Annotated in this window: 6 protein-coding genes; all 6 read left to right on the top strand. The window is 68.3% G+C overall.

All coding sequences use genetic code 11. The annotated features are described in order from the left end of the window. Positions 1–235 (top strand): hypothetical protein (locus tag VEZ38_RS00100; RefSeq protein WP_324890676.1); only part of this gene is annotated, 235 nt, incomplete at its 5' end. Further along, the gene (locus VEZ38_RS00095; protein WP_324890674.1) at positions 232–1584 is read left to right on the top strand and encodes a sulfatase; all 1353 of its coding nucleotides are present in this window, start codon (positions 232–234) and stop codon (positions 1582–1584) included. The genes VEZ38_RS00100 and VEZ38_RS00095, both read left to right, overlap by 4 nt. A gap of 108 nt (positions 1585–1692) precedes the next feature. Continuing rightward, a complete protein-coding gene (locus VEZ38_RS00090; RefSeq protein ID WP_324890672.1) occupies positions 1693–4278 on the top strand; it encodes a beta-mannosidase in 2586 nt (861 codons plus the stop codon). 209 nt (positions 4279–4487) lie between these two features. Further along, the gene (locus tag VEZ38_RS00085; RefSeq protein ID WP_324890670.1) at positions 4488–7631 is read left to right on the top strand and encodes an FAD-dependent oxidoreductase; all 3144 of its coding nucleotides are present in this window, start codon (positions 4488–4490) and stop codon (positions 7629–7631) included. A gap of 45 nt (positions 7632–7676) precedes the next feature. After that, positions 7677–9464 carry an ABC transporter ATP-binding protein gene (locus VEZ38_RS00080; RefSeq protein ID WP_324890668.1) on the top strand — a complete coding sequence of 596 codons (1788 nt, stop codon included), beginning with the start codon at positions 7677–7679 and terminating at the stop codon, positions 9462–9464. After that, on the top strand, positions 9464–11293 hold the full coding sequence (locus VEZ38_RS00075; RefSeq protein WP_324890666.1) for an ABC transporter ATP-binding protein: 1830 nt from the start codon (positions 9464–9466) through the stop codon (positions 11291–11293). Before VEZ38_RS00080 ends, VEZ38_RS00075 begins: the two co-directional genes overlap by 1 nt. Positions 11294–11962 lie beyond the last annotated feature (669 nt).

The following is an 11962-nucleotide window of genomic DNA, read 5'->3' as shown; positions in this document are numbered from 1 at the left end:
CCCGGCGCTGTTCGTGCATCCGGTCGAGACAACGAACGCGTACTGGACGGAGGCGGACCGCGCGTACTTGACCCTGATGCCGGGGGAGACGGCGCAGGTGGCCGTGCGATGCACGATAAAGCGGGGCGGCGGCTTTCTTGTCGTCGATCAACCGGAGCCGGGGGCGGACGCGCCGCCGCCGGAGATCGTTTTCGAGTTTCTGCATAGTCGTTCGGAAGGGGCGATGGCTCGATGACCAGACGGCCGAATGTGATTTGGGTGTTCGGCGACCAGCATCGCGCGCAGGCGATGAGCCATGCGGGGGATCCGAACGTCCATACGCCGAATTTGGACATTCTCGCGGCGACCGGCGTCAACTTCACGCGGGCGGTGGCCGGGTCGCCGATCTGCTGCCCGTTCCGCGGCGCGCTGCTTTCGGGAAGGTACCCGCACCATAACGGCGTGCCCGGCCACGAATACCGGCTGCCCCCGGAGCAGCCGACGGTCGCGCATGCGTTCAACGAGCACGGCTACGACACCGCTTATTTCGGAAAGTGGCATCTCGACGGCTTCAAGGAAGGCGAAGGCCGGCGGGCGGGCAAGCATATCGTGCCGCCGGAGCGCCGCGGCGGGTTCCGCCGGTGGGTCGGCTACGAAAACAACAACAGCCCCTGGGATTGTTGGGTGCACGGCGGGGAAGGCGACGAGGCGTTCCAGTACCGGCTGCCCGGCTTCGAAACCGACGCGCTGACGGATTTGCTGATCGACTATGTGCGGGAGAAAGCGGAAGGGCGGGCGAACGGAACGGACGACGCGCCGTTCTTCGCGGTGCTCTCGGTGCAGCCGCCGCACGACCCTTACGCCGCTCCCGCGCCGTTCATGGGGCGGCACAACCCGGCGACGCTCGCGCTGCGACCGAACGTGCCCGCGATTCCGCGAGTGGAGTCGCGCGCGCGGCGGGAGCTGGCCGGCTATTACGCGATGATCGAAAACCTCGATTGGAACGTCGGACGCCTTCGCGAAGCGCTCGCGGCGACGGGGCTCGCGGACGAGACGCATCTCGTGTTTTTCAGCGACCATGGCGACATGCACGGCTCGCACGGCCAATTCCGCAAGACGACGGCGTACGAGGAATCGATTCGCGTGCCGGTCATTATCAGCGGGGCGCAGCCTTATTATGAAGGCTATCGCAACGGCTTCTGGACGGACGTGCCGGTCAACCACGTCGATCTCGCGCCGACGTCGCTCGGGCTGTGCGGCATCGAGCCGCCCGCGTGGATGGAAGGCACCGACTATTCGGGCTACCGGCTCGAAGGGCGCCCGAAGCGGGAGGAGCCGGAGTCGGCGTACCTGCAGTCCGTCGTGCCGACGGGGCATCACAACAGCGTCGACCGGCCGTGGCGCGGCGTCGTGACGAAGGACAACTGGAAATACGTCTGCTTCGAAGGCGCGCCGTGGCTGCTGTTCAACTTGAACGAGGATCCGTACGAGCAGGCGAATTTGGCGTTCAATTCGATGTACGCGGCGGAGCGCCGGCGGCTGCACGAGCTGCTGCGGCAATGGATCGAGAAGACGGGCGACGCGTTCGTCCTGCCGTCGATCTAGCCGGGCGGTTCGCCGCGGCTCCGGCGCGGCAACGGCGCTCGCGAAAAGAGACGTACGCGGCCGGAGGGCTGCGTACGTTTTCTCCATTTTCAAAGGGGGCTTTCATGCATGGGGACGATCCTGTCGCTCGATGGGGACGATTGGGAGTTTAAAGATTTTGTCGGCGAGGATTGGATTTGGCGAAACAGCGAGAAGCCGGATACGAAAGACGTCCGTTGGTGGCGCCGCGCCACGGTGCCGGGCTCCGTACTGCACGACTTGCTCGCGCTCGGCGAGGTGCCGGATCCGCATTACGAGCGAAATTCGCTTCTGGTCGAATGGGTGCCGGAGCGGACATGGCTGTACCGTAAGCGGTTCCGCGTACCGGCGGAGCATCGGGGACGGCGGATCCGGTTATGCTTCGACGGCATCGATTACGCGGCGCAGGTGTTTCTGAACGGCGCGAAGCTGGGCGATCACGTCGGCATGTTCGTGCCGGCCGCTTTCGACGTATCCGACGCCGTCGATTTCGAGGGCGACAACCTGCTGGCCGTCGTCATCGAGCGCGCGCCCGACGAACAGCCGCAGGTAAGCAAGACGCGGTACGTCCGCACGCATAAGAGCCGCATGACGTATTGGTGGGATTTCTGCCCGCGTATGATTCACCAAGGCATCTGGGATCGGGTGTATCTCGACGTCACCGGCGTCGCGCGCATCGAGGACGTGTTCGTGCGGGCGACGCCGTCGCCGGATTTTTCCGCGGCGGACGTCGTCGCGACGACGACGCTGCACGCTTCGGCGCCGCAGACGGTCGAGCTGGACGTCGCCTTGACGCGCGAAGGCCGCGTCGTCGCGCGCGCGTCGGAAACCCGCTCGGTCGATGCGGGCGAGACGACGTTCGAGACGACGCTGCGGCTGGAGCGGCCGGAGCTGTGGTGGCCGAACGGCGCGGGGGCGCAGCCGATGTACGAGGCGACGGCCACCGTGCGGACGCGCGGGTCGGCCGGCGGGGGCGCGGCGAGCGCCGTCTCCGACGAACGCCTCGTGCCGTTCGGCGTGCGGCGCATCGAATGGATGCGCAACGAAACGCCGGACGAAACGGCGCTGCCGTACACGCTCGTCGTGAACGGGCGCCGCCTGTACATCAAGGGGTGGAACTGGGTGCCGATCGACGCGATGTACGGCGTGGAACGGCCGGAGAAGCTGGAGCGGCTGCTGACGCTTGCGCAGCGCGCCCACGTCAACATGCTGCGCGTATGGGGCGGCGGGCTGATCGAGAAGAAGGCATTTTACGACGCGTGCGACCGGCTCGGCATTCTCGTCTGGCAGGAATTCATCCAGTCGAGCTCGGGCATCGGCAATCAGCCGTCGGACGATCCGGCGTTCATCGAGATGATGGTGCGGGAGGCGGAGCGCATCGTTCCCCGCCGGCGCAACCATCCGTCGCTCGCGCTGTGGTGCGGCGGCAACGAGCTGCAGGACGACGACGGGCGGCCGCTCGACGATGACGAGCCGGTGCTCGCGGCGTTGAAGCGGGTCGTCGCGCGGCTCGATCCGGACCGGCGCTGGCTGGCGACGTCGCCGACGGGACGGCTGTTTAACAATACGCTGGAAAATATCGTAAAGGACCCCGACGGCCTCCACGACGTTCACGGCCCTTGGGAGCATCAAGGCTTGACCGCGCACTACGAGCTCTACAATCGAGGCACGTCGCTGCTGAGCAGCGAATTCGGCGTCGAGGGCATGACGAACGTCAAGGCGCTCTATCGCACGATCGCGCCCGAGCATCGGCTGCCGGCGACGCGGGACAATCCGGTGTACTTCCACCGCGGCTCTTGGTGGAACAACGAGCCGCTCGTGCAGCGGTCGTTCGGCGGCGGCATCGACGACGTCGAGACGCTCGTGCGCGCGAGCCAGCTGCTGCAGGCGGAGGGGCTGCGATATGCCGTCGAGTCGAATTTGCGGCGCCAGTACCGGAGCAGCGGCACGCTGCCTTGGCAATTCAACGAGCCGTTCCCGAACGCGTATTGCACGTCGGCTTTGGATTACTACGGTGAGCCGAAATCGGCGTATTATGCGGTCGCCCGGGCGTATGCGCCGCTGGCGTTGTCGGCGGCGTTCGCCGCGCAGGCGTTGGCGGGACGCGAGACGTTCGAGGCGTCCCTCTGGGCGGCGAACGACCGAACGGTCCCGGCTGAAGGAACGTTGACGGCGCGGCTGATCGACGCCGCGGGGGGCGTCGCCGAGACGATGTCGGCGCCGGTCGTCGCCGCGGCGAACGGCTCGACGCCGCTCGTCGACTTCCGCGCCCCGCTCGCGGCGGTCGCGACGGACTGGTTTTTCCTCGACCTCGCGCTGCGGGACGCCTCCGGCCGAACGTTGGCGGCCAACCGGTACGTCTTCAGCAAGACGGACAATCTTCGCCCGCTGCTCGACGCGAAGCCGACGACGCTGCGCGCGACGGCCGTCGCGGACGGCGACGCGTGGCGCGTGACGCTCGCGAACGTTGGCGACGCCGCGGCGATCGCCGTGCGGCTCGAGGACGAGCGGGAGCTCGGCGCCGAAGGGGGCGTCTTGTTCGAGGAGAACGATATCTTCTTGCTGCCTGGCGAGACGGCGGAGCTGCGGGCGGAGTGGCGCGGCGTCGCGAAGGACGCGCGCCGTATCGCCGCCGGCGGCTGGAATACGCCGAGCGTACGCGTGGCGCTCGAATAAGTGTTCGAGAAGCGGTGGACGGCGTTGCACTGGAAGATGTCATGGACGTGATTGCGGGAAGCGCAGGCGCGCATCCGTCGTTCGGGCCGCTTCGGCGCACACGAATCGAGCGGCTGCCGGCATCGGATGCGGGGCTTCCCGCGCAGGGGCGCGACGTTGGACATTATGGACTTCGGCGAACCGCCGTCGTCCTAGGGGAGGGTGCGGGAATGAACGATTTCGGGGAACACATCCGGCAGGCCGACGAGGCGCTGCCGCTGCTCGCGGAGGTCGACGCCGCGGTCGTCGGGGGCTCCTTCGCAGGGCTCGCGGCGGCGTTCGCGCTCGCGGCCAAAGGAAGGCGCGTGCTCGTCGCCGAGCCGCGGACATATTTGGGCGCGGAGGCGACCGCGACGCTGCGGCCTTGGATCGCCCGCGACTTGGAAGGCGCCGGATTGCCGGACTGGGCGGCCGGGGCGATTCGGAGCGCCGTCATCGCGACGGAGGCGGCCGGCGACGAGCTGCCGCTGCAGCCGGATCGGCTGAAGGCGGCGCTCGAGGACGCGCTGCTGCGCGCCGGCGTTCGCTTCCTGTACGGCTGCCTGCCCGTCGGGGTGGCGGTCGCGCCGTCGGGCGGCGCCGTCGAGGGCGTCGTGCTGGCGGCGAAGTCGGGGCGGTACGTCGTCTCGTGCCATATGCTCGTCGACGCCTCGGAGACGGGCGTCGTCTCGGCGCTCCTCGGCGAGCCGCTTCCGAGCGGGCCCGAGGAAGCGGTATACGCGCGGACGCTGGAGTTCGACGGCGTCGCCGCGGACGTTCCTCGCGAGCTGCCGCTGCCGGCGCCGCTCGGCGTCGAGGGCGGCGCGGCGCGGGTGCGCGTCGGCTGCCGCGGGGAGGGGCACGCATACGTCGAATTCGCGCTGCGCCTCCCGGCGGACAATACGCTCGAGGCGAGCCGCGCGAGGGAACGCGCCGCGCGCGAAGCGGGGATGGCGATCGCTTCTTATTTAATACGAGAGACGCCGGCGTTCGCGAAGGCGAATTTTGCCGCGTCTTCGCACGAGCTGGCCGGTCCGCTGCCGTTGCCGGGCGCCGCCGTTGAGGTCGATGCTGTTTCGGCGGAGCCGTTCCGCACGTCGCTCGCGGGCGTCTGGCGGCTCGCGGGGGGCGGCTTGCCCGCGTTCGGTTCGCCGGTCGCCGCGGCCCGCTTCGGCGCATCCGCGGCGGCTGCGATCGCGGCCGCCGAGGCCGGTTCGGCCGGCGTCGCGGAGGCGCTCGCTGCGCGTCCTTGCGCCGAAGGCGTCGAGGCGCGATCCATTCCGCGGGACGCGCGGGACGAGGCCGCTCGCCCGCGCCGCCGCGTCCGGACGGCGCTGTCGTCTTACCCCGTCTGGCGGCGCGTCGCCGTCGCCGTCGTCGGCGGCGGCTCGAGCGGCGCGTCAGCCTCGATCTTCGCCGCGCAGGAGGGCGTCTCGACCGCGCTCGTCGAAGGCAATCCGGGCATGGGGGGCACGGGCACGTACGGCGGCGTAGACAGCTATTGGTTCGGCCGCCGGGTCGGCTTCGCCGCTCATATTACGGCTTGCGTCGACCGGGTGCACGAGTCGCTCCGGTACAAAGGGCATAAGTGGAACGTCGAAGCGAAGACGTACGCGCTCGAGCAAGAGGCGTACCGCAGCGGGACGGAGCCGCTCTTCAACGCGATCACGTTCGCGGCGGCGACGGAAGGGAACGTCGTGCGCGGCGTCGTCGCCGCGACGCGGTGGGGCCCCGTCGCGCTGGTCGCCGATGCGGTCGTCGACGCGACCGGCGACGGCGACGTCGCCGTCTTCGCCGGGGCGGATTCGGTGTACGGCTCCGCGACGGACGGCACCGTGATGTGGTACTCGCTCGCTCAGTTCCGCGAGCCGGGCCGCACCAAAAACAACTTCACCAGCATGGTCGACCTGCGGGACCCGGGAGACGCGACCCGCGCGATCGTCACCGGCCGCCGGCGCGGCGAGAGCGTGCACGACCACGGCATCTATGTGGCGACGCGCGAGAGCCGGCACATCGTCGGCGGCGTCACGATGACGCTCGCGGATCAGCTGCTGCAGCGGCGGTGGGACGACGTCGTCAACATCCACTTCAGCAACCACGACGTGAAAGGGCTGAGCGGCGCCGACTGGGTGCATATCGGCCTCATTCCGCCGAATCTCGAGATCGAGATTCCGTATCGGATGCTGCTGCCCCGCGGCGTCGAAGGGCTGCTCGTCGTCGGGAAGGCGATCTCCGCTACGCACGACGCGCTGCCGGCGATCCGGATGCAGTCGGATCTCGAAAATTTGGGCGCGGTCGCCGCTTGGGCGGCGGCGACCGCCGCGAAGGCCGGCGCCGCGCCGTCGGCGATCGACGTCAAGGCGCTGCAGGCGCGGCTCGTCGCGCGCGGGCTGCTGCCGGAGGACGTGCTGACGCGGCGCCTCGCGCCGGTCGTCTACGACGACGCCGCGCTCGCCGCGCTCGTGGACCGCATCGAGGATCGTCCGCTCTACGAATACGCCGAGATGCGGATGAACGAGGTGTATCGGGAACGGCTGCCGTTCGCGGAAATTTGCTCCGTCGGCCCGCGCGTCGTGCCGTATCTCGAGCGCGCGCTCGCCGACGCCCCGGACGGACTCCGGCGCCGTCATCTCGCGCTCGCGCTCGCGATGTACGGCAGCGCCTCGGCGCTTCCGTACCTTCGCGGCGAGCTGTCTCGCGCCTTCGCCGGGAACGAACTGCCGCGCCGGACGGCCGACATGATGTACGTGCAGCTGCCGCCGGATCACGGCGCGATGTCGGATGCCGCCTACTTGCTGTACGCGCTGGCGCTCGTGCCGGACGCCGGCAACGCGGCGGTGTGGGAGCGCGTGGCGGCGCTGTTGCGCCGCTACGGCGACGAGGATTTCAAAGACATGATGCTGGCGTTGTTTTATTACGTCGACGCGGTCGCCAAGGGCGCCGCGCGTCTCGGGGACGCGGCCGCCGTTCCGGCGCTGCGGGGGCTCCATGCGCATCCGAGCCTGCGGGGCCTCGCGACGAAGAGCATCGTGCAGCCGGACTACTTCCTCGAGCGGCGCGCGATGCTCGAGCTCGCGATCGGCGGGGCGCTGGCGCGCTGCGGGGCAAGGGAAGGCTATGACATATTGATCGATTACTTGGACGACGCCCGGTCGCTGCTGCGGAAGCAAGCGGCCCGCGAGCTGGCGGACGTTGCCGAGGCGGAGGGCGCCTCGGCGCCGGCGACGCCCGCGGCTTGGCGCGTATGGCTCGAGCAGCGCGCGCCGGCGCTGCGCCCGAAGGCGCAGAAAAAACGTCTTGACCTCATGGAAGAAAGTGGTATGATCAACAGATAACTGTTGTAACAGGTCTTTTTCGGGAGAACGAGGGGTCTAAAGAATATGTGGAAAAATATCGCAATGGCCGTGCGCATGTCGTTCGCCGAGACGCGGGCGGAAGCGATCTCGCTGCTCGTCGTCGTCTTGGTGCAGCGGCTCGGCGGGCCGATCTCGCTGCTCTTTCTCGAGCGGCTCGTCGACACGGTGGGCGGCGGCGGGACGATGCAGGACGCGCTGCGCACGCTGGCGCTGTTCGTCGGCGTGCTGGCGGTGTCCGAGCTGTTCGCGGCGCTGCTCGATCCGGTCGTGCAGCGGCAGCGCCACCGGATGCAAGCCGCGACGGACGAGACGGTGCTGCGCAAGGCGGCGTCGCTCAGCCTGCAGCAGATGGAGTCGCCCGCGACGCATGATTTGATCGAGCAGTCCGCGCGCGACACGGGCCATCGCGTCGGCCGCGTGTACATGCTCGCGGCGCAATGCGCGGCGGCGGCGGCGGGCATCGTCTCGACGTTCGCGATCCTCGCGTCGTCGTCGCCGACGCTCGCGCTGCTCGTCCTGCTCGCGTCGGTGCCGATCCAATGGGCCGGCATCCGGCAAGGCAAGCGGCTGCACCAGCTGACGAAACGCCAGAGCCCGAGCCGCCGATTCACGATGTACATCGGCAACCTGCTCAGCAAGCGCGAATCCGCGACGGAGCTTCGCGCGTATCAAATCATTCCGTATTTCCTCCGCCGCTGGAGCGTCGCGTTCGTCCAGCGTCGCGCGGACCATCTGGACGTACGGTGGCGCGGCGTGCTGGAGGGCTGGGCGGCGGACGTCGTCTCGACCGCCTTCTTCGTCTCCGCGTTCGCGTTCGTCGCGTATTTGACGGCGACCGGCCGCGTCGGCGTCGGGCAGGTCGTGCTGATCATCGGCGCGGTTCGGCTGCTGCAAGAGCAGATGACGTACCTCGCCCAAAACGTCGGCTTCCTCTGGGAGGGCGCCCTGCCGCTGACCGAGCTGCGAGCGTTCCTGGCGCTGCCGGGCGAGGAGGCGTCCCATCCGGGCGACCGCCCGTTCCCGCAGCCGCTCGTCCGCGGCATCGCGTTCGAGAATGTGACGTTCCGGTACCCCGGCGCCGAGAAGGCGGTCCTCGAGAACGTCAGCTTCCGCATCGCGGCCGGCGAGAGCGTCGCCCTCGTCGGCCCGAACGGCGCGGGCAAGAGCACGCTCATCAAGCTGATGCTCGGGCTGTATCGGCCTTCGTCCGGCCGCATTACGTACGACGGCGTGCCCGTCGAGTCGATCGCGCTGCCGTCGCTGCGCAGCCAAGTCAGCTGTGTGTTTCAGGATTTCGTCCGGTACGAGATGCCGCTGCGCGATAACGTCGCGTTCGGCCGGCTCGGCGCGACCGACGCGGAGGTGGCGGCGGCGGGCGAGGCCTCCGGCCTCGGGTCGATCGCGGAGGCGCTCCCCTCCGGCTACGACACGCAGATGGGCAAGTCGTTCCGCGACGGCATGGAGCTCTCCGGCGGGGAGTGGCAACGCGTCGCGCTCGCGCGATCGTTCATCCGCGGCGCGCAGGTCATCGTGCTCGACGAACCGACGGCGGCGCTCGACCCGGTCGCGGAGCTGAACGTGTTCACGAAGTTCGCGGAGCTCGTGCGCGGCAAGACGTCGGTGCTCATCTCGCACCGTCTCGGCTCGGCGCGGCTCGCCGATCGCATCCTCGTCGTGCAGGACGGCCGCATCGCGGAGGACGGCACGCATGACGAGCTGCTGCGCGCGGGCGGGCTGTACGCCGAGTTTTTCGAGATGCAAGCCAAGTGGTATCAGGAAAAGGCCGCCGCAGCCGAAGGGGAGATCCGCTAATGTTTTTCCGCAACTGGGTTCGCTTCATGTGGGCGGTCGTCCGATCGACCCCGGGCGCTTCCGCGCTGATCGCGCTGCTGACGCTCTTCGTCGGCGTGCAGCCGGCCGTGCAGTATTATTTGCTGCAGCAAGTGATCGACGCCGTCATCGCGAGCGCGGGCGGCGTCGAGTGGTCCGTTTTCGGCATGTGGCTCGGTTTGTTCGCGGGGACGGTGCTGCTGTCGCAGATGATGGAAGGGGTGTTCCCTTACCTCTATGAGCGCATTCGTCAAGACGCGGAAAAGGCGATCGAACACGAGCTCCTCGAAGCCGCCGGCGCCGCGCCGCTGCTCGCGATGGAAACGTCGTCGTTTTACGATCGGTTCTCCCGGGCGCGCCAAGGGGTAAAGTCGAATATTTTCATCGCTATCGAAGGGACGCAGCGCATGACGATGCTGTTCATCCAGGTCGTCTCGGCGCTCGGGGCGCTCGCGTTCGCGAATCCGTGGGCGTCGCTTCTGCTGTTCGTGTTTGGCATGCCGGCGTGGAAGCTGCAATTCGACGTGGCGAACGCGCTCATTAGGAACTATTACGCGCAGGTGGAGCGCCGGCGGTGGGCGGAATATTTGAAAGAGCTGCTGTCGATGCGCCGGGCGGCGCAGGAGGTGCGGCTGTTCGGCCTCGCCGGCACGCTGCTCGACCGTTGGCGCGCGTACGTGCACAGCGTCATGAAGGAGAACATCGCCACCGTCGACAAGACCGGCAAGGCGCAGATCGTCGCGGCCGTGCTCGGCGTGACGTCGTTCGGCGCCGCGCTCGCGCTTATGCTGCGTTCGGCGGTCGAAGGCGCGCTGTCGGTCGGCGGTTTCGCCGCGGCGGTCCGCACGACGCAGCAGCTGCAGACGAGCTTGACGCATTTCGCCTGGCAGCTGAGCGGCATTTACGTTTCGGGCGGCTTCGCGGCCGACTATTTGGATTTCTCCGACGAGCTGCGGGCGAACGCGAAGGCGCGCGCGGCGCTCGCCTTAAGGGAGGCCTCTGCGACGTCTCGGTCCGCGAACCCGGAGGAAGGGATCGTGTTCGAAGGCGCGTCGTTCCGGTACCCTGGGGCGGCTTCTTATGCGCTGCATCCGGTATCGTTCCGCGTCGCGCCGGGGGAGACGATCGCGATCGTCGGCGAGAACGGGGCCGGCAAGAGCACGCTGACGAAGCTGCTGCTCGGGCTGTACCCGCCGACCGAAGGGCGCGTGACGGCGTTCGGCTTCGAGCCGTACGGGGACGCCGGCGCGTTCGTGCGGCGTCGCATGGCGCCGGTGTTTCAGGAGTATTTACGTTATTCGATCTCCGTTTCGGACAATATCGCCGTCGGCGCCGTCGCCGGCGCAGAGGCCGACTTAGCGGGGGAGGGCGCGGCGACGGAGGAGCGCGCCCGCGTGCGGGCGGCGGCCGAAGACGCCGGCGCCGCCGGCTTTATCGAGGCGCTGCCGCAAGGCTACGACACGGTCCTCGGCCGCGAGTGGGAGAACGGCACGGACCTCTCCGGCGGACAGTGGCAGAAGCTGTCCATCGCGCGCGGCTATATGCGGGACGCCGACGTGCTCGTGCTCGACGAGCCGACGGCGGCGCTCGACCCGCGGGCGGAGCTCGAGGTGTTCGAGCGCTTTAAGCAAGTGTCGGCGGGCAAGATCGGCTTCTTCATCTCGCACCGCCTCGGCGCGGCGCGCCTCGCCGACCGCATCTTCGTCGTGCACGAAGGCCGGTTGGCCGAAATCGGCACGCACGAGGAGCTTATGCGCGCGGGCGGCCGATACGCGGAACTGTTTAACGCGCAGGCGCATTGGTATCGATAGCCGTTAGCTTTGCGTCGGTCTTCTGTCGAAGGTCGCCGACCACGGAACAGGGTTGCCCCCGGGGCAGCCCTGTTTGCTTTCCGCGCCGCCGCAGCCGGTTCGCGTGGAGCTGACGATCGCGTCGTCGGCCTGCCGCTCCCCTCGTCGAGCTGTAGAGCGGCGGCGGAACGGTCGATCGTACGGGGAATGTGCCGAAACGTCGAAACATCGCAACGCAAGGTCGGGGGTTCCCCCGACCTTGGAAAGTAACTCGTGTGTTTGGCGGTTGCGCGGGGATCGTCGAGCGAATGGGGTATGTGCGGAATGTCGGAACAGCGCATCGAAGGTCGGGGTTCCCCCGACCTTGGAAAGTTCGGCGGTTGGCGCGGGGATGTGTTCGGCGGTGGGCGTGGGGACGGTCGAGCGGATGGGGCGTGTGCGGAATGTCGGAACAGCGTTCGTAGGGTCGGGGTTCCCCCGGCTTAGAGAGCAATTAGGGCTCCAAAGGGCCAAAAGAGGCAGAGTTACCGGAGAACTCCGGTAACTGGGGCCAAAACGGGCCCAAAGAGGCAGAGTTACCGGAGAACTCCGGTAACTGGGGCCAAAACGGGCCCGAAGAGGCAGAGTTACCGGAGAACTCCGGTAACTGGGCCCAAAAGGCCAAAAGAGGCAGAGTTACCGGAGAACTCC

The sequence above is a fragment of the Paenibacillus sp. genome, assembly GCF_035645235.1.
Taxonomy (GTDB): Bacteria; Bacillota; Bacilli; order Paenibacillales; family YIM-B00363; genus Paenibacillus_AE.
Note: the sequence above shows the minus strand (reverse complement) of the source record. Positions and strands in the feature narration are given on the sequence as shown.